Genomic DNA, 18,303 nt, shown 5'->3' with positions numbered 1-18,303 from the left:
ATGAACGCATATCTCGAAACCGCCCGCCGTGTGATCCGAACCGAGGCCGATGGCCTTGCCGCGCTGATCGACAGTCTCGACGACAGTTTCTCGGCCGCGGTCGAGACGATTCTGGCCGCGCGCGGCCGGGTCATTGTCTCTGGCATGGGGAAATCCGGCCATATCGGGCGCAAGCTCGCTGCGACGCTGGCCTCGACCGGCACGCCCGCGCAATTCGTCCATCCCGCAGAAGCCAGCCACGGCGATCTTGGCATGGTCACGCAAGATGACGTGGCGCTGGTCTTGTCGAACTCTGGCGAAACGCCCGAGATCGCCGATATCGTCGCCCATACCCGCCGCTTCTCGATCCCGCTGATCGGGGTGGCGAGCCGCCCCGAATCGACGCTGCTGCGCCAGTCCGATGTCGCGCTGGTCCTGCCGCGCGCGCCCGAGGCCTGCGGCGAGGGGATCGTGCCCACGACCTCGACCACGATGACGCTGGCTCTGGGCGATGCTTTGGCGATTGCGCTGATGGAGCATCGCCAGTTCACGCCCGAGCATTTCCGCACCTTCCACCCCGGCGGCAAGCTGGGCGCGCGGCTGTCGAAAGTCGGCGATCTCATGCATCAGGAAATCCCGCTTGTGCGCGAGGATGCGCCAATGTCCGAGGCGCTTTTGACGATCAGCCAGAAGGGCTTTGGCGTCACTGGCGTCACCGACGAGGCGGGCGCGCTGACCGGGATCATCACCGACGGCGACCTTCGCCGCCATATGGACGGGCTTTTGTCGCGCAATGCGGCCGAGGTCATGACCCGCGATCCGCGCACCATCGGTCCCGAGGCTTTGGCCGAGACCGCGCTGGCGCAGATGCAGGCGCGCAAGATCACCAGCCTCTTTGCCGTGGCCGAGGGCAAGCCCGTGGGCATTCTGCATATCCATGATTTCCTGAGAACCGGGATGGTCTGAGCCATGTTCCGCTCGCGCGTCGTCGCTTTTTTGCGCATCTTGCTTCCGCTGGCGGCGCTGGCGGTGCTCTCGACGCTGTTTCTCTTCAGCGAGCGGCGCGATGTCGGCAGTCTTCTGCCCTATGCCGATGTGACCCCCGAAAACATCAACCAGCGCCCGGCGGTCACCGCGCCGACCTATGCCGGTGTGGCGACCGATGGCACGCGGATCGAGATGACGGCAGCGACCGCAACACCCGGCGCCACGGCCGAGAGCCTGACCACGGCGAGCAAGGTCGATCTGACCTTGAAGGATCTGACCGGCGGCATCGCGCATCTGGTCGCGGGCGCGGGCGAGATGGAGGGCGAGACCATCCGCCTGAGCGATCACGCCAAGCTGACGACCTCGACCGGCTGGGAACTGACCTCGGATAAATTCGTGGCCGAGACCCAGCAGGGCAGCCTCGTCTCGGATGTGCCGGTCGAGGCCGTCGCACCTTTCGGCACGCTGACCGCCAATTCGATGGAACTGCGCACTCTGCCCGATGGTTCGGGTCAGCACGTTCTTGATTTGAAAGGCGACGTGCGAATGATATATCAGCCGTGAGCCGAGGGTGGATGCGCCCGCCCGGCGATCTCAGAGGATGTCCGATGCCCCGACCGCTTCGCCTGGCCCGTCGAACCACCGCCTGTGCGGCCGCGCTTTTCCTTTCTGTGGGCCTGCTCGCGCCGGTCGCGGCGCAGAATACGGCCTTTGGCACCAAATCCGACACCAAGGCTCCGGTCGAGGTCAACGCGGACAATCTCGCGGTTGATCAGAAAAGCGGCCGTGCCGTCTGGACCGGCAATGTTGTGATCGTGCAGGGGCCGATGCGGCTTTCGGCCGATAAGGTGACCGCGATTTTCACCCAAGGCGATCAACGCAAGATCCAGGCCTTCGAGGCGCGCGGCAATGTCACCATGGTCAATGGCGCCGATGCCGCCGAGGCGCAGGCTGCCGATTACACCGTGGGGTCAGGCAATGTCGTGCTGACCGGCAACGTGCTTCTGACCCAAGGGCCGAGTGTGCTCTCGGGCGAAAAGGTCACCGTCGATCTCGCCACCGGCACCGCCAATGTTTCGGGCCGGGTGCGCTCGGTTCTGCAGCCGGGCACGAAGTGATGGCGATGACGCAAGAGGCACAACCCGCGCCCGCCGAGGTTCTGGGCAAGGGTCTCGAAGTGCGGGGCCTGCGCAAGTCCTACAGCAATCGCCCGGTGATCCGCGACGTTTCGCTCTCGCTGGCGCAGGGCGAAGTCGCGGCGCTTTTGGGGCCGAACGGCTCGGGCAAAACCACCTGTTTCTATTGCGTTGCCGGGCTGATCGCGCCCGATGCCGGTCATGTGCTGATCGAGGGCGTCGAAGCGACCGGCCTGCCGATGTATCGCCGCGCCCAGTTGGGAATCGGCTATCTGCCACAGGAAATGTCGATTTTCCGTGGCCTGACCGTCGAGCAAAACATCACCGCCGTGCTCGAAGTCGTGTGCCGCGATGCCCATGACCGCCGCGACCGGCTCGAGGAGCTTTTGGGCGAGTTCTCCATTGGCCATCTGCGCAAGGCCTCGGCCATGGCGCTGTCCGGCGGCGAGCGGCGCCGGGTCGAGATCGCGCGCTGTCTGGCCGCCAATCCGCGCTTTTTGCTGCTCGACGAGCCCTTTGCCGGCGTCGATCCGATCGCGGTCGGAGAGATTCGCGGATTGGTCCATGACCTCAAGAGCCGGGGCATCGGTGTCCTGATCACCGACCACAATGTCCGCGAGACTCTGGGGATCGTGGACCGCGCCTATATCCTGCATGACGGCCATGTCCTGCGCTCGGGCACCGCGGCGGAAATCGTCGAGGATCCGCAGGTTCGCCGAGTCTATCTCGGGGAAGGTTTCAAGATGGGCTGAGCCCATTTTACCAATATTTTCACAGCCCTGTCAGACCCGTTGACAGATGCGATTTGCTGCCACCAAATAGGTATATGGCGCGGACGAATAGGCGTCTCGCGTCACCCAACGGACCGGCGTCGTCCGGCTTGGCACGCCGCAGTGGGGCAACCGAAAGGACAGACCAACATGCGCTATCAAATCAGTGGAAAGCAAATGGATGTCGGCGATGCGCTCGCCACTCACGTCGAAACCGAATTCGAAGCGACGTTCGAGAAATATCAGCAGCGCCCCACCGACGCGACACTGGTCTTTTCAAAGAATGCGCATGAATTTGTTTGCGATGCCGTGATTCACCTTTCCACCGGATTGACCGCGCAAGCGCAGGGCAAAGCTTCGGAGGTCTATGCCGCCTTCGATCAATGCCGCGAGCGTATGGACAAGCAGCTCAGACGCTACAAACGGCGGCTGAAAGACCATTATCGCGAGCGGGAGGAGCCGGTTGCCTTTGGTCCGGCCGACCTGTATGTGCTCGCCTCTGATGATGATCAGTGGGAAGTGCAGAACGACGGTCCTCCGCAGCCGATGATCATTGCCGAAATGGAAGCCCGCGTACCGACGCTTTCGGTAGGTGAGGCGGTCATGCAGATGGAACTGGCCGGGAAGCCGCTTTTGGTTTTCCGCAACGAAAAACATGGGGGCGTGAACGTGGTCTATAGCCGTGAAGACGGCAATGTAGGCTGGATCGACCCCCGCGGTCTTGGGTGACTCTCACCAAGGCTGATTGCCGATCATTCATCCCGGTTGCTTTTGGCAGCCGGGATTGGGATAATTAGACATGCAGATTGCCGATATCCTTTCGCTCGGAGCCGTTAAGGTCCTGGCTCAGACCACCTCGAAAAAACGCCTGTTCCAAGAGATTTCCGAGCTCGCCCGGTCTGTCTATGGGGTGGATGTCGCCCAGACACTGGATGCGCTGCAGGAACGCGAAAGCCTCGGCCCGACCGGTGTTGGCCATGGCGTCGCCTTGCCGCATGCGCGGCTGCATGGGCTCGACCGGGTGGTTGGGCTGTTCCTGCGTCTCGAAAAGCCCTTGGATTTCGATGCGGTCGATCGCCAGCCGGTCGATCTGATCTTTGCCCTGCTCGCGCCCAAAAGCACCGGGGTCGATCACCTCAAGGCACTGGCGCTGGTCTCGCGGACGCTGCGCGATCAGGATCTGCGCAACAAATTGCGCGCCAATGAAGATCCGGTCGCGCTGCATGCCTTGCTGGCCGCCGCACCGGGGATCAAGGCTGCATAAAAGCTGCAAACTGGCCGGAATTCGCGTATCATTTCGGTCAGAAAGACCAGGAGGGCGTGGAAGATGAGCAATCACGACGAAACGCAAGAACGGGAAGCCGGATCAAGCCGGCTCGCGCATTTCGTTCAACATGAACGCGAGGGTGGGGTGCATCCGGCGGTCAAGGAGCTGCATCAGCGGCCCGCGCCTCGCGCAGAGGAGTCGAACCGGCGCGCGGTCGAATATGCCCGGATCGAGCGCGGCCGTCAGGTCTGACCGCCGCGCTGACCTTCGGGGCATCGACCCCATGCGATGAAAAAACCGGCCGGGCAGTGCGCTATGGCCGGTTTTCTTTTGCCTGAACGGCGCCGGATCAGGCGCGGACGAGCTTTTCGTAAGTGTCCGAGATCTGGCGCGCGATCGGGCCGATCTTGAAGGCCCAGTCACCGATCTGCGCGACCGGGGTCACTTCGGCGGCGGTGCCGGTCAGCCAGCATTCCTCGAAAGAGGCCAGCTCTTCGGGGCGGATGCGGCGCTCATGGACGGTGATACCTGCATCTCTCAAGAGGCCGATGACGGTCTGGCGGGTGATGCCGTTCAGGAAGCGGTCGGCCAGCGGCGTGTGAACCTCGCCGTCCTTGGTGAAGAAGATATTCGCGCCGGTCGCCTCGGCGACATAGCCTTCCCAATCCATGAAGAGCGCATCCGAGCAGCCTTTTTTCTCGGCGGCATGTTTCGACATGGTGCAGATCATGTAAAGACCGGCAGCCTTGGCCGCGACCGGGATCGTCTGCGGGTCAGGACGCTTCCAGGTCGCGACATCGAGCTTGGCGCCGTCCCATTTCGCATCGCCGTAATAAGCGCCCCATTCCCAAGCGGCGACGGCCATGCGCACCGGGTTGCCCTTGGCCGAGACGCCCATTTCCGGACCCGAGCCGCGCCACATCACCGCGCGGACATAGGCATTTTCAAAGCCATTCGCCTTCAGAACCGCCTCTTTCGCCGCGTCGATTTCCTCGGCGGTATAGGGCGAGGGCATATCCAGCAGACGCGCCGATTCGATCAGGCGCAGCGAGTGCTCATGGCCCTTGAAGATCTTGCCATTATAGCAGCGCTCGCCTTCAAAGACAGAGCTCGCATAATGCAGGGCATGGGTCAGGATATGCACCTGGGCATCGCGCCAATCCACCAGCGCGCCGTCCATCCAGATCTTGCCATCGCGATCGTCATATGAGCCTGCCATCTTTCCCTCCGGCGACTGATTTTCTAAAGTTGCCATCTCTTCGGTAAAAAATGGCGAAAGTTGCGTAATCTGCCCTATCGCTAATCTTTCGTGATTGGAAAGTCAACAATTCTGACGTAATAATCAGGCCAAGCAGATCAGAACGGCGAAGAGAGGATCTTCATGCAGGACAAGGCACCGGGGGCGGGGATCAACAGCGAGACCCTTCTGTTCCTGACGGATGAGCAGATCCGGCGCGGCATCGAGGCGATGTATTTCTCTTACCGCGCCTTTACCTCGGACCCGGATCAGATCCTGTCGGAAATCGACTATGGCCGCGCTCATCATCGCGCGCTTTACTTCATCAACCGCGAGCCCGGGCTTACGGTGACGGCGCTCCTCGATGTGCTGCAAGTGACCAAGCAGTCGCTGAACCGCGTGTTGCGCAGTCTGATCGAGGACGGTCTGGTCGAAAGCCGGGTTGGGCGGCGCGACCGGCGCGAGCGGTTGCTGCATCTGACCGAGAAGGGCACCGCGCTTGAGCGGCGTCTGTCCGAGCCGCAGCGCAGCCGGATGCGCAATGCTTATCGCACTGCGGGGCCGCAAGCGGTGGCGGGATTTCGTCAGGTCATGGAAGCGATGATGGACCGCGACACCCTTCGCCAGTATCGTGCCTTGAAGCCTGAGGACGAAGCGTAAGAAATTGACCGAAGCCCATATTCTGGTCGTCGATGACGACGAACGCATCCGCTCGCTGCTCCGCCGATTCCTGATGCGCAGCGGCTATCTGGTCACGACAGCGCGCGATGCCGAACACGCGCGGCGCTTGCTGGCGGGGCTCGATTTCGATCTCATCGTGCTGGATGTGATGATGCCCGGTGAGGACGGGTTCTCGCTGACCCGCGATCTGCGCAAACGGATGACGACGCCGATCCTTCTGCTGACAGCGAAGGGCGAGACCGGCGACCGGATCACCGGGCTTGAAAGCGGCGCCGATGACTACCTGCCCAAGCCCTTCGAGCCGCGCGAGCTGTTGCTGCGCATTGCCGCGATCCTGCGCCGGATGCCCGCGACAGAGGCGCGGGGGCCGAAGTTCCTGACGCTTGGCGGGTTGCGCTATGATGTCGACAAGGGCGATCTCTGGCAGGGGGAGGTTCCGGTGCGTCTGACCGGGACCGAGCAGGTGCTGATGCGTCGCCTTGCCGATACGCCGGGCGCGCCGGTGAGCCGGACCGATCTCATCGAAGAGCTTGGCCGCAGCCCCTCGGAGGAGGCGGGCGACAATTCCGAGCGCGCCATTGATGTTCAGATCACCCGCCTGCGCCGCAAGATCGAGCCCGACCCGCGCGAGCCGCGCTTTCTGCAAACCGTGCGCGGTCTGGGCTATATGCTGGTGCCCGATTAAGGCCGGGCGTCATTTGGCGGGCGCGGCGCCGTCCCCATCTGCGTCATAGCGCGGCAAAGCGAAGACCGTGTCGAAGCCCCAGGTGAACAGGTAGGTATAGACGAGGAAGAAGGCGATCAGCGCGAGTTCCATCTGGATCGCGGCAAGAACGCCGACGCTATACCAGACCATGTAAAGCGGGACGGTCGCCACCAGCAGGCCCGCCTCGAAGCCGAGCGCATGGAGCGTGCGGATCTTGACCGTGCGCGCCGCGATGCGGCGCCTGCGCTCCCATGCCTCGAAGAGCGTGTTGTAAAGATAATTCCAGCTGACCGCGATGGCCGAGACTGCGATGGCCAGCGGCAGGGATTGGCTCGCGCCGCTGCCGCTGAGCCACATCAGCAGGAAGGTCGAGAGCGTGATCGCGGTGATCTCGAAAATGACGACATAGACCAGCCGACGCCGTCCAGGGGGAAGTTGAAACATCTGGGCCTCCGAAGCCGATGGGCAGCCGCTTTGGCTGTCCCTCATGCGCCGGTCCGCCCCGGAAATCTGCGAAGCGGGCAAATCTGCCCGGATAGGCCGCGGTTTCCGCCTATGGGCCAAGGGGTAACGCGCAACGGCGCGAAGCTCAAGAGCCGGGGCAGGCGGGCTGGCAGCCCAAGGGGCAAATGAAAACGGCGGCCCCGGGGGACCGCCGTTTCTCATCATGACATGTGCCTCAGGCCAGGCGGCCGTGGCAATGTTTGAACTTCTCGCCCGAGCCGCAGGGGCAGGGGTCGTTGCGCGACGGGTTGCCCCAAGTGGTCGGATCTTCGGCATCAAAGCCCGGGATGCGGCCCGCAACCTCGGCGACCTCGGCATCCTCATGCTCGGCATGCATGGATTGCTCGGTCTGCTGCTGCTGCTGAAGATAGTCGCGCATCATCTGCTCGCGCTCGGCCTCGGTCAGCGGGCGGATGCGGGCAAGCTGCTGCGTCACTTCCGAGCGCAGCCCGTCGAGCAGGCGCTCGAACAGCTGGAAGCCCTCGGTCTTGTATTCCGACAGCGGATCGCGCTGCGCATAGCCACGGAAGCCCACGACCGAGCGCAGATGTTCGAGCGTCACCAGATGTTCGCGCCATTTCGCGTCGATCTGCTGAAGCAGAACCTGCTTTTCGATCTGGTTCATGTTTTCCGCGCCGAACTGCTCGACCTTCTGGGCCATATAGGCGTCGGTCGCGTCCTGAATGCGCTCGCGGATGGTGTCCTGATTGGAGCCCTCTTCGGCGGCCCATTCATCGACCGGCAGCTCCATGTTCAGCTGCTCGATCACGGCTTGCTTCAGCCCGGCCACGTCCCATTGCTCGGCATAGGCCTTGGCGGGCATATGCTGCTCGACCAGATCGGCGATGACCTGTTCGCGCATATCGGCGGTGATCTCGGCGACCTCTTCCGATTCCATGATCTCGCGGCGCTGCGCAAAGACGGCTTTGCGCTGGTCGTTCATCACGTCGTCGTATTTCAAAAGCTGCTTGCGGATGTCGAAGTTGCGGCCTTCGACCTTCGCCTGCGCGCGTTCGAGCGATTTGTTGACCCAAGGGTGAACGATCGCCTCGCCCTCTTTCATGCCAAGCGTCGAGAGCACTTTCTCGAGCCGTTCGGAGCCGAAGATGCGCATGAGATCGTCTTCCAGCGACAGGAAGAACAGCGAGCGGCCCGGGTCGCCCTGACGGCCCGAACGACCGCGCAGCTGATTGTCGATGCGGCGGCTTTCGTGACGCTCGGTCGCCAGAACGAAGAGACCACCGGCCTCTTGCACTTCTTTCTTGGCGGCGGCGACCTCGGCCTCGACCTGAGCGCGGATCTCGTCGGGATGCGCCTCGGGGGTCTTGGCGAGCTCTTCCATCACCCGCATCTCGACGTTGCCGCCAAGCTGGATGTCGGTGCCGCGACCGGCCATGTTGGTCGCAATGGTTACGGCGCCCATCTTGCCGGCTTCGGCGACGATATAGGCCTCGCGCTCATGCTCGCGTGCGTTCAGCACGTTATGCGGAATGTTCGCTTTGGTCAGCATTTGCGAGAGCATTTCCGACTTCTCGATCGAGGTCGTGCCAACAAGGATCGGCTGACCCTTGGCATTGGCTTCCCGGATCGTTTCCAGCACGGCGGCGTATTTCTCGCCCGCGGTGCGGTAGACGCGGTCATGTTCATCGCGGCGCTGGACCGGACGGTTGGTCGGAACTTCGACGACGCCGAGCTTATAGATCTCGGCGAATTCCTCTGCCTCGGTCGCGGCGGTGCCGGTCATGCCGCCCAGCTTGTCGTAAAGGCGGAAATAGTTCTGGAAGGTCACGCTGGCGAGCGTCACGTTCTCGGGCTGGATCGCCACGCCTTCCTTGGCCTCAATCGCCTGATGCAGACCATCCGAGAGACGGCGACCCGCCATCATCCGGCCGGTGAATTCGTCGATCAGGACGATTTCGTTGTCGCGGACGATGTAATGCTGATCGCGCTGGAACAGCTTATGCGCCCGCAGCGCCTGGTTGACGTGGTGGACGATCGTGGTCGATTCCGGATCGTAGAGCGTCTGATCCGCCGGCAACACGCCCGCATCGCGCAGGCGGTTTTCGAGAAACTCGTTGCCTTCCTCGGTGAAGGTGGCGTTGCGGGTCTTTTCGTCGAGCTTGTAATGCTCTTCCGACAGCTCGGGGATGAATTTGTCGAGCGTGATGTAAAGCTCGGAGCGGTCCTGCGAGGGGCCCGAGATGATCAGCGGCGTCCGCGCTTCGTCGATCAGGATCGAATCGACCTCATCGACGATGGCGAAGAAATGATCGCGCTGGGTCATCTGATCGACCGAGCTTTTCATATTGTCGCGCAGATAGTCGAAGCCAAGCTCGTTGTTCGTCGCATAGGTCACGTCGGCCTGATAGGCGGCGCGCTTTTCTTCGTCCTGCTGGAACGGATAGACGACGCCCGTGGTCATGCCGAGCTGGGCAAAAACCTTGCTCATCCAGCCCGCGTCCCGCTTGGCCAGATAGTCGTTGACGGTGACGATATGGACGCCCTTGCCCGCCAGCGCATTAAGATAGGCCGGGAAGGTCGCGACGAGGGTTTTGCCCTCACCGGTCTTCATTTCGGCGATATTGCCTTGATGGAGGAAGATCCCGCCCATCAGCTGCGTGTCGAAAGCCCGCAGGCCAAGCGCGCGGCGCGCGGCCTCGCGGCAGTTCGCAAAAGCCTCGGGCAGAAGCTTGTCGAGCGACTCTCCGGACTGGGCGCGACCCTGCAATTCGCGGGTTTTGCCGATCAGGTCCTCGTCAGACATCGCCTGGAATTTCGGTTCCAATGCGTTGACCTGAGCGACGAGCGGACGGGATGCTTTCACCTTGCGGTCGTTGGGCGTGCCAAAGACCTTTTTCGCCAGAGTTCCGAAGCCGAGCATATGAGCCTTCAAAATTCGTGTATCGGGGAAGCGCTAGCCCTTACGGCCACTTGCCCGAACCATTCGTCCTGCCCTATTTACAGGACGGAATAACGGCGGGGGCGCGCATTATCGGTTGCGCCGGATGTATGCCTCGACCGTCCATCTGTCAACGCTTGCGCCGGTTTCCTCCGCGGATTCGGCCTGTCCCGCAAAGGGGAAATGCATGCTCAAACCCATTCTGGCCGTTGCTTTTCTTGCAGCGACGCCGGTATTTGCCCAAAATGCCGAGGTCTCTGCCGATACGGTCGTCGCGACCGTGAATGGCGATGCGATCACGCTTGGCCAAATGATCGCGATGAGAGAAGGGATGAGCGAGGAGGCGACCGCCAATTTGCCCAATACCGCTTTGTGGGACCTGATGCTTGACCAGATGATCCGCCAGACCGCCGTCGGGCAGGAAAAGGCCAATGATCTGACCCTGCGTGACAAGGCCGTGCTGGAGCTCGACCGGCGCGCCTATCTGGCGGGCGCGGTGCTGGAAAAGGTCGCGGCCAGCGATCCGACCGATGCCGAGCTGAAGGCCGTCTATGAAAAGGCCTTCGGCAGCCAGACCGCCCCCAAGACCGAATATCACGCGGCTCATATCCTTGTGAAAACCGAGGATGAGGCCAAGGCAATCGAGGATGAGCTGGCCAAGGGCGGCGATTTCGGCAAGATCGCGCAGGAAAAATCGACCGATACCGCCTCGGGGCCCAATCTGGGCGAGCTGGGCTGGTTCCAGCCCGAGCAGATGGTCCAGCCTTTCGCCGATGCGGTGAAAACGCTGAAGCCGGGCGAGGTCTCGCAGCCGGTTCAGACCCAGTTCGGCTGGCATGTCATCAAGCTGATCGAGACGCGCGATGTCTCGGCTCCGAAATTCGATGAGGTCAAGGAGCAGCTCGCCGTTCAGGTCCGCCGCGACCGCGTCGAGGCCGCGATCCAGAAAGCGGTGGAAGCCGCGAAAATCGAGAAGACGCCGAATATCAACGCCGATCTGCTGTCGAAAACCGATCTTCTGGGGAAGTGAACCATGGCCAAAAGTGAAAAGAAGTCGAAGAAGCCGTCGGATGCGGACAAGGTCAAGACGCTGAAGAAAAAGCTGAAAAAGCTGCAAAGTGCCCATGACGAGGTTGTGGCTCAGGCGACGCCTTCGGGCGCCGCTTCGTCTGCTGCGGCCAAGATCCCGACCGCCAAGGCGAAGATCATTTCGCCGCTGGCGCCGGTGACCTTCCCGGCGCTGCCGGTGATCGAGGGCGCCGAATTCGCCGCAGGGGCGGCGGGCGTCAAATACAAGGGCCGGACCGATGTCATGCTGGTCCGTCTTGCGCCGGGCACGGCGATTGCGGGTGGCTTCACCAAATCCTCGACCCGCGCGGCCAGCGTGCTCGACTGTCAGGCCAAGCTTGCGGGCAAGCAGGACGACAGCACCGGGGCCGCGATCATCGTGAACTCGGGCAATGCCAATGCCTTCACCGGCGCCGCCGGGCAGGCCTCGGTCGATGCGGTGACGGGCGCGGTGGCCGACAAGCTTGGGATGCCGCGCAGCCGCGTCTTCTCGTCCTCGACCGGCGTGATCGGCGAGCCGCTGCCGCATGACCGCATCACGGCGATCGTGGGCGCGCTGGCGGGCAAGCTCGACGCCGAGGGGATCGACGAGGCCGCCGAGGCGATCATGACCACCGACACCTTCCCGAAAGGTGCTGCGGCCGAGATCGAGGGCGAGGGCGGTCCGATCCGGATCGCGGGCATTGCCAAGGGCTCGGGGATGATCGCGCCGGATATGGCGACGATGCTGGTCTATATCTTCACCGATGCGAAAATCGCGCCGGATGCGCTGCAAAAGATCGTCTCGCGTCTGCTTGACCAGACCTTCAACGCGATCACCGTGGACAGCGACACCTCGACCTCGGATGCGCTGATCGTCGCGGCGACCGGCAAGTCACCGGCAGCTGCGATCACCGATATGCGCGGCAAGGTCGCGCGCGATTTCACCAAGGCGCTGAAGGCGGTCATGCTCGATCTCGCACAGCAGGTGGTGCGCGACGGCGAGGGCGCGACGAAATTCGTCGAGGTCAAGGTCACCGGTGCGGCGACCAAGCTCGATGCGCATAAGGTGGCGATGGCGATTGCCAATTCGCCGCTCGTCAAGACCGCGATCGCGGGCGAGGATGCCAACTGGGGCCGCGTTGTTATGGCGGTCGGCAAATCGGGCGCGCAGGCGGATCGTGATAAGCTGACCATCCGCTTCGGCGACATGGTTCTGGCCGAGAAGGGCTGGCGCTCGCCGGACTATGACGAGGCCAAGGCCAGCGCCTATATGAAGCGGCCCGAGTTGCAGATCGGCGTCGATCTGGGTCTCGGCTCGGCGGCGAAGACGGTCTGGACCTGCGATCTCACCCATCGCTACATCGACATCAACGCGGATTATCGTTCGTGAGGATCCTGCTTGTCGCGGCCGTCGCGCTGATCGACGCGGACGGCCGGGTGCTGCTGGCCCAGAGACCGGAGGGCAAATCGCTCGCCGGGCTCTGGGAATTTCCCGGCGGCAAGGTCGATCCCGGAGAGACGCCCGAACAGGCGCTGATCCGCGAGCTTCAGGAAGAGCTCGGCATCGACACCTGGGCCTCGTGCCTCGCGCCGCTGACCTTCGCCAGCCACACCTATGAGGACTTCCACCTGCTCATGCCGCTTTACGCCTGTCGGCGCTGGGAGGGCATTGCGCAGCCGCGCGAAGGGCAGAAACTGGCATGGGTGCGTGGACAGGATCTCACGGATTACGAGATGCCGCCCGCGGATGTGCCGCTGATCCCCATTCTGCGAGAGTGGCTTTAACGTAACATTTCGCGCCGCTCTTGTACTTTAGTTGCGCAACCAGAGAAAGAAACGCATTCTTCCTTAACATCTCTGCGGAAATATGAAGAAATTGAGGCAATGGAGATGGAGGAGAATGGACATGATTCGCACGATCACAATCGGCAGCTGTATTTCAGTCCAAGGGCTTTTCGAGCGTCAGGTTTCCAATGGAAACATCGTCGTTCGGGTTGGCACAAAGACCTATGAGGGCAAGCCGGTCGCCTGATTCTCGCAAGACAGTGAGATGAGCATGGATCGGGGGCGCAGCCGCAAAGGCCGCGCCCCTTTTCTATGCGCTCGGGCGGGGCATCCAGACGCCGTGATATAGGCATGAAAAAGGGCGCCCGGAGGCGCCCTTTTGTCGGTCCTGAGACGGGAATCACAGCTGACGCTGGACTTCCTCGCGCTCGAAGATCTCGATGACATCGCCTTTGCGAACGTCGTCGTAATTCTCGAAGGCCATGCCGCATTCCTGACCGGATTGCACTTCCTTGACCTCGTCCTTGAAGCGCTTGAGCGTCTTGAGCGTGCCTTCGTGGATAACCACGTTGTCGCGCAGAAGACGCACACCGGCCGAGCGGCGCGCAATGCCTTCGGTGACCAGACAGCCAGCGACATTGCCGACGCCCGAGACGCGGAAGACTTCGCGGATCTGCGCATAGCCGATGAAATGCTCGCGCACCTCGGCCGACAGCAGACCCGAGGCCGCTTTTTTCACATCATCGACGAGATCGTAGATGATCGAATAATAGCGGATCTCGACGCCCTTCTGGTTCGCAGCATTGCGAGCCGGAGCATTGGCGCGGACGTTGAAGCCGATCACCGGAGCGCCCGAAGCCTCGGCCAGACCGATATCCGATTCGGTGATTGCGCCGACGCCCGAATGCAGGACGCGCACACGCACCTCGTCGTTGCCGATCTTTTCCAGCGCCTGGACGATCGCCTCGGCAGAACCCTGCACATCGGCTTTGACCAGAACCGGAAGCTCGGCCACGTTCTGATCGGCTTTGGCCTTGGCCATCAGCTGGTCGAGCGTGATCGCGGCACCGGCGGCAGCGCGTTTGTCTTTGGTCTGCTGGATGCGATAATCCGCAATCTCGCGCGCCTGCGCCTCGGTTTCGACAACGTTGAGCACGTCGCCTGCTTCCGGGGTGCCGTTCAGGCCAAGAACCTCGACCGGAACCGAAGGACCGGCTTCGTCAATGCGATCGCCTTTGTCGTTGATGAGCGCGCGGACCTTGCCCCACTGCTCGCCGACCACAAAGATATCCCCGCGCTTGAGCGAGCCGTTCTGAACGAGCACCGTTGCCACCGGGCCGCGACCAACGTCGAGCTGGGCTTCGATCACCGCGCCCAGAGCCGGACGGTCCGGGTTGGCTTTGAGTTCGAGGATTTCGGCCTGAAGCGAGATCGCCTCAAGCAGTTCGTCAAGACCAAGGCCGGTTTTGGCCGAAATCTCGACATCCTGAACGTCGCCCGACATTTCTTCGACGACAATGCCGTGCTGAAGCAGGTCGGTGCGGACTTTCTGCGGGTTGGCCGCAGGTTTGTCGATTTTGTTGATCGCGACGATCATCGGCACATTGGCGGCTTTGGCGTGGTTAATCGCCTCGACCGTCTGGGGCATGACCGCGTCATCGGCGGCAACGACCAGCACGACGATATCCGTCACCTGAGCACCACGAGCGCGCATCGAGGTGAAGGCGGCGTGGCCGGGGGTGTCGAGGAAGGTCAGCAGAGCGCCGTTCTTCGCCGTCACCTGATAGGCGCCGATATGCTGCGTGATGCCGCCCGCTTCGCCCGAAACGACGTTGGCGTTGCGGATCGCATCGAGCAGCGAGGTCTTGCCGTGGTCGACGTGGCCCATGATCGTGATGATCGGCGGACGCGACTGCAGATCCTCTTCGCGGTCTGCGGCCTGTTCGATGACCTGTTCGACGTCCGAATCCGAAACGCGAATCGCCTTATGGCCGAATTCTTGAATCACGAGCTCGGCGGTGTCGGCGTCGATGGTTTGGTTTGCCGTCACCATCATGCCCATTTTCATGAGCGATTTGATGACATCGGGCGTACGCTCGGCCATCCGGTTCGCCAGTTCCGAAACCACGATGGCTTCGGGCAGCTGAACGTCACGAACCTGCTTTTCAGCTTTGGTCATGCCGCCCATCGCCTTTTGGCGGGCTTTTTCCTGCTTGCGCTTCATCGCCGCGAGCGAGCGCTGGCGACCGCCTTCACCGTCACCCAGAGCCTGGGTCAGCGACAGCTTGCCGGTGCGGCGGCTGTCGTCACGGCCTGCGCCCGGATTGCGGTTGTTGGCATTGCGGGCATCGCGGTCTTCGCTGCCGCGGTCACGCTCGGTCTTGGCGCGCGGACCGGTCGAGGAAACCCCTTTGGTCTCGGCGCGCGCAGCTGCGGCTTCGGCTGCCGCGCGGTCTGCGGGCGTGGTGCGAACAGGCTCGGCGACCGGCTTGGCACGGGTTTCTTCGCGCTTTTGGGCACGAACCTCGGCTTCGCGGGCGCGGCGAGCGTCCTCTTCTTCCTTCAGGCGCAGAGCTTCGACGCGCTCGCGCTCTTCGCGCTCTTTGGCTTCGAGCTCGGCACGGCGACGCTCGCGCTCTTCTTCGCGGGCCTTTTCATCGGCGATGCGCTGTGCGGCCTCTTCGACCTCACGCTGCTTGGCCGCGCGCAGAGCGGCCAGACGGCGCTCCATCTCGGCATCCGAAATCCCCGCCGGGCGTTTCGAAGGATCGCCCGAGATAGGACCACCCGAGCCAGAACGGGACGAGCCGCCTGCCGCACCGGGTTTGCCCGGCACGACAACGCGCTTGCGCTTGGTTTCGACAACCACATTATGGGTCCGGCCGTGGCTGAAGCTCTGCTTCACACTACCCGAACGGCCAGCGCCGCCACCAAGACCCAGGGGTTTCTTTCCGTCAGTATCGCTCATTCCGATCTTCATTCCTTCCCGGCAGAAGTCCCGCCGTCATGCCCGCGCAGACCTGAAAGTCTGCTTGCGTCCCTGATCACGTTTTTGGTCAGGCCCCCCGGCGCAAGCGCGCTGTGTATGACATGATCGCGGCCAAAGGACAAACCCAATTCTGATGCAGTCAGGCAGCCAAACCAGCGCCCGCCTTCGGGCGTCCACAGCTTTCCTTTGCCGCGGTCTGACCCGTCTGAAGCTTGTAGAAGAACTTTCGCCCGCCCTGTGGCCAGCCAGTCCTTCACCTTTTCGAAACCCGCGACCGCATTGCCTGCTTTTCTGGCGAGAGAGACCTGTTCAACGACGCGCTTTGCGAGTCCTGTCTCGATCATGTCCAGAAGATCGTCGGGAGCGGTGACCGGAGCTTTCGCGCCTCGCGAGAAGAGCCCCTTGGCCATCGCCTTCATTAATATACTACGATCGGCCGTGACCCAGAAGCCCCGGCCGGGCAATTTTTCTGCAAGATCGGGAACGACTTCTCCATCGGGGTCCGCGACGAAGCGGATCAGCCCAGTTTTGGGCTGCACCTCTGCGGTGACGATGCAGCGCCGTTCGGGCGTCTCGCGGTCCTTGATACGGCCCCCGCGTGTCATTCAGTCTCCCGGGGCGTTACACCCCGGCCTCCTCATCTGCGTCGCCTTCGGTCGCGGCATCAGCCTCGACTTCGGCTTCGGATTCGGTCGGATCGACCCAGCCCAGCATGACGCGCGCGGTCATGACCATGGTTTGCGCATCATCAAGGCTGACACCGAAGGGCTCGAGAACGCCTTCATCTTTCTTGCGTTGACCGTTTTCGGTCGTCCAGCCGCCAGCGATTTCCCAATCCGCAAGGGTCGCGAAATCTTCGAGCGTCTTGACGTCGTCCTTGGCCAGCGCCTCCACCATCTGGGGAGTGAGGCCTTCGAATTCAATCAGGCTGTCTTCCGCACCCAAAGCACGGGCGGCATCCAGCGCGGCTTTGTTGGCCGCTTCGATATGTTCGCGCGCACGGGTCTGAAGCTCGGAGGCGGTGGATTCGTCCACGCCCTCGATTGCCAGCAGCTCGTCAAGATCGACATAGGCGACCTCGTCAAGGTTGGTGAAGCCTTCGGCGACGAGAAGCTGTGCGAAGAACTCATCAAGGTCAAGCGCTTGCACGAACAGCTGCGTGCGGGCGTTGAACTCGGCCTGACGGCGTTTGGATTCTTCTTCCTCGGTCAGAATGTCGATGTCGAGACCGGTGAGCTGGCTGGCCAGACGCACGTTCTGACCGCGACGGCCAATGGCCAGCGACAGCTGCTCATCGGGGACCACAACCTCGATCCGGGTCGCATCCTCGTCAAAGACGACTTTCGCGACTTCGGCAGGCTGGAGCGCGTTCACAAGGAAGGTGGCCTGATCGTCCGACCACGGAATGATGTCGATCTTTTCACCCTGCAGCTCGCCGACAACCGCCTGCACGCGCGAGCCGCGCATCCCGACGCAAGCGCCGACCGGGTCGATCGAGTTGTCATAGGAAATCACGGCGATCTTGGCGCGCGACCCCGGATCGCGGGCGCAGGCCTTGATCTCGATCACGCCGTCATAGATCTCCGGCACTTCCATCTTGAAGAGCTCGGCCATGAACTGCGGATCGGTGCGCGACAGGAAGATCTGCGGCCCACGGGTCTCGCGACGCACGTCTTTCACATAGGCGCGAATGCGGTCGTTCGGGCGATAGCTTTCGCGGCCGATCTTTTCGTTGCGGCGCAGGATGGCTTCGCCACGGCCCACGTCGACAATGATATTGCCGTATTCTTCGCGCTTGACGACGCCGTTGATGATCGTGCCGGCGCGGTCGCGGAATTCTTCGTATTGGCGGTCACGTTCGGCTTCGCGCACGCGCTGCAAAATGACCTGTTTGGCCGATTGCGCGGCGATGCGGCCCAGCTCGACCGGGGGCACCTGCTCTTGGAAAACGTCGCCGACCTGCGGGCCACCGACAAAGCTGTCCAGTCTTTCGCCGTCGCGGGTCCAATAGCTTTCGAGGCTTTTCTGCTTCTCGAAATAGGGTTTGGCTTGCACGACGGTAAGCTGGGCTTGGTAGTTTTCCAGCAGATCGTCCTCGACCACGGTGCGGACGCGGGTGAAAGTGGCATTGCCGTTCTTGCGGTCGATGCGGACGCGGATGTCCATCTCCGAGCCGTAGCGCGATTTGGCGGCGCGCGCGAGGCTGTCCTCCATCGCCTCGATCACCAGATCGGGCTCGATCATCTTCTCGCGGGCGACGGCTTCGGCCGTCTGCAGCAGTTCAAGCTGGTTGGCAGAGGTGATTGCCATTGC

General features: G+C 62.5%; 19 protein-coding genes. 13 read left to right on the top strand and 6 right to left on the bottom strand.

The window, feature by feature from the left end; genetic code table 11:
- The 7 genes from JCM7686_RS15240 to JCM7686_RS15210 all read left to right on the top strand — a co-directional run bounded on the left by JCM7686_RS15240 (position 1) and on the right by JCM7686_RS15210 (position 4,391).
- Positions 1–945: a KpsF/GutQ family sugar-phosphate isomerase gene (locus tag JCM7686_RS15240; protein WP_020951685.1), complete on the top strand. Its 945-nt coding sequence runs from the start codon at positions 1–3 to the stop codon at positions 943–945.
- 3 nt (positions 946–948) lie between these two features.
- Positions 949–1,530, top strand: a complete 582-nt coding sequence (locus JCM7686_RS15235) for an LPS ABC transporter substrate-binding protein LptC (RefSeq protein ID WP_020951684.1) — start codon at positions 949–951, stop codon at positions 1,528–1,530.
- Positions 1,531–1,574: 44 nt separating this feature from the next.
- Positions 1,575–2,084 (top strand): lipopolysaccharide transport periplasmic protein LptA, encoded by a 510-nt coding sequence (gene lptA, locus JCM7686_RS15230; RefSeq protein WP_020951683.1) that lies wholly within the window; start codon positions 1,575–1,577, stop codon positions 2,082–2,084.
- Positions 2,084–2,854 carry an LPS export ABC transporter ATP-binding protein gene (lptB, locus tag JCM7686_RS15225; RefSeq protein WP_407946426.1) on the top strand — a complete coding sequence of 257 codons (771 nt, stop codon included), beginning with the start codon at positions 2,084–2,086 and terminating at the stop codon, positions 2,852–2,854. The genes lptA and lptB overlap by 1 nt, the downstream gene beginning before the upstream one ends.
- 168 nt (positions 2,855–3,022) lie before the next feature.
- Complete coding sequence (hpf, locus tag JCM7686_RS15220) at positions 3,023–3,601, top strand: ribosome hibernation-promoting factor, HPF/YfiA family (protein ID WP_020951681.1); 579 nt, start codon at positions 3,023–3,025, stop codon at positions 3,599–3,601.
- Positions 3,602–3,671: 70 nt separating this feature from the next.
- Entirely contained in the window at positions 3,672–4,136 is a 465-nt protein-coding gene (locus JCM7686_RS15215; RefSeq protein WP_020951680.1) for a PTS sugar transporter subunit IIA, read from the top strand.
- Between the two features lie 63 nt (positions 4,137–4,199).
- Positions 4,200–4,391 carry a hypothetical protein gene (locus JCM7686_RS15210; protein ID WP_020951679.1) on the top strand — a complete coding sequence of 64 codons (192 nt, stop codon included), beginning with the start codon at positions 4,200–4,202 and terminating at the stop codon, positions 4,389–4,391.
- Between the two features lie 97 nt (positions 4,392–4,488).
- Here JCM7686_RS15210 and JCM7686_RS15205 read toward each other — a convergent pair whose 3' ends face one another.
- On the bottom strand, positions 4,489–5,358 hold the full coding sequence (locus JCM7686_RS15205) for a branched-chain amino acid aminotransferase (RefSeq protein ID WP_020951678.1): 870 nt from the start codon (positions 5,356–5,358) through the stop codon (positions 4,489–4,491).
- Positions 5,359–5,520: 162 nt separating this feature from the next.
- Between JCM7686_RS15205 and JCM7686_RS15200 the strand changes: the two genes are divergently transcribed.
- Both JCM7686_RS15200 and JCM7686_RS15195 read left to right on the top strand, forming a co-directional pair.
- Positions 5,521–6,036: a MarR family winged helix-turn-helix transcriptional regulator gene (locus tag JCM7686_RS15200; protein ID WP_041527405.1), complete on the top strand. Its 516-nt coding sequence runs from the start codon at positions 5,521–5,523 to the stop codon at positions 6,034–6,036.
- Between the two features lie 4 nt (positions 6,037–6,040).
- A complete protein-coding gene (locus JCM7686_RS15195) occupies positions 6,041–6,742 on the top strand; it encodes a response regulator (RefSeq protein WP_020951676.1) in 702 nt (233 codons plus the stop codon).
- A 9-nt stretch (positions 6,743–6,751) separates the two neighbouring features.
- Here JCM7686_RS15195 and JCM7686_RS15190 read toward each other — a convergent pair whose 3' ends face one another.
- Both JCM7686_RS15190 and secA read right to left on the bottom strand, forming a co-directional pair.
- The gene (locus tag JCM7686_RS15190; protein WP_020951675.1) at positions 6,752–7,207 is read right to left on the bottom strand and encodes a PACE efflux transporter; all 456 of its coding nucleotides are present in this window, start codon (positions 7,205–7,207) and stop codon (positions 6,752–6,754) included.
- 235 nt (positions 7,208–7,442) lie between these two features.
- Positions 7,443–10,148 carry a preprotein translocase subunit SecA gene (secA, locus tag JCM7686_RS15185; protein ID WP_020951674.1) on the bottom strand — a complete coding sequence of 902 codons (2,706 nt, stop codon included), beginning with the start codon at positions 10,146–10,148 and terminating at the stop codon, positions 7,443–7,445.
- A 205-nt stretch (positions 10,149–10,353) separates the two neighbouring features.
- On the opposite strand from secA, the gene JCM7686_RS15180 reads away from it, so the two are divergent.
- The 4 genes from JCM7686_RS15180 (at position 10,354) to JCM7686_RS25050 (ending at position 13,248) form a co-directional block, all read left to right on the top strand.
- Entirely contained in the window at positions 10,354–11,196 is an 843-nt protein-coding gene (locus tag JCM7686_RS15180) for a foldase protein PrsA (protein WP_041527992.1), read from the top strand.
- A gap of 3 nt (positions 11,197–11,199) precedes the next feature.
- A complete protein-coding gene (argJ, locus tag JCM7686_RS15175) occupies positions 11,200–12,606 on the top strand; it encodes a bifunctional glutamate N-acetyltransferase/amino-acid acetyltransferase ArgJ (RefSeq protein ID WP_020951672.1) in 1,407 nt (468 codons plus the stop codon).
- Positions 12,603–13,001: an 8-oxo-dGTP diphosphatase MutT gene (gene mutT, locus JCM7686_RS15170; RefSeq protein WP_020951671.1), complete on the top strand. Its 399-nt coding sequence runs from the start codon at positions 12,603–12,605 to the stop codon at positions 12,999–13,001. The genes argJ and mutT overlap by 4 nt, the downstream gene beginning before the upstream one ends.
- A 121-nt stretch (positions 13,002–13,122) precedes the next feature.
- Positions 13,123–13,248, top strand: coding sequence for a hypothetical protein (locus JCM7686_RS25050; RefSeq protein WP_041527990.1), 126 nt, complete (start codon positions 13,123–13,125; stop codon positions 13,246–13,248).
- Between the two features lie 153 nt (positions 13,249–13,401).
- Here JCM7686_RS25050 and infB read toward each other — a convergent pair whose 3' ends face one another.
- Genes infB through nusA form a run of 3 tightly spaced genes read right to left on the bottom strand, consistent with a single transcriptional unit; the run spans position 13,402 to position 18,300 of the window.
- The gene (gene infB / locus JCM7686_RS15160) at positions 13,402–15,969 is read right to left on the bottom strand and encodes a translation initiation factor IF-2 (protein WP_041527989.1); all 2,568 of its coding nucleotides are present in this window, start codon (positions 15,967–15,969) and stop codon (positions 13,402–13,404) included.
- An 8-nt stretch (positions 15,970–15,977) separates the two neighbouring features.
- Positions 15,978–16,595 (bottom strand): RNA-binding protein, encoded by a 618-nt coding sequence (locus JCM7686_RS15155; RefSeq protein ID WP_020951669.1) that lies wholly within the window; start codon positions 16,593–16,595, stop codon positions 15,978–15,980.
- Positions 16,596–16,611: 16 nt separating this feature from the next.
- Complete coding sequence (gene nusA / locus JCM7686_RS15150; RefSeq protein ID WP_020951668.1) at positions 16,612–18,300, bottom strand: transcription termination factor NusA; 1,689 nt, start codon at positions 18,298–18,300, stop codon at positions 16,612–16,614.
- Positions 18,301–18,303 lie beyond the last annotated feature (3 nt).

It is taken from the genome of Paracoccus aminophilus JCM 7686, from assembly GCF_000444995.1.
Classification (GTDB): domain Bacteria; phylum Pseudomonadota; class Alphaproteobacteria; order Rhodobacterales; family Rhodobacteraceae; genus Paracoccus; species Paracoccus aminophilus.
The sequence above is the reverse complement of the archived record's forward strand: the minus strand, read 5'-3'. Positions and strand labels throughout refer to the sequence as shown.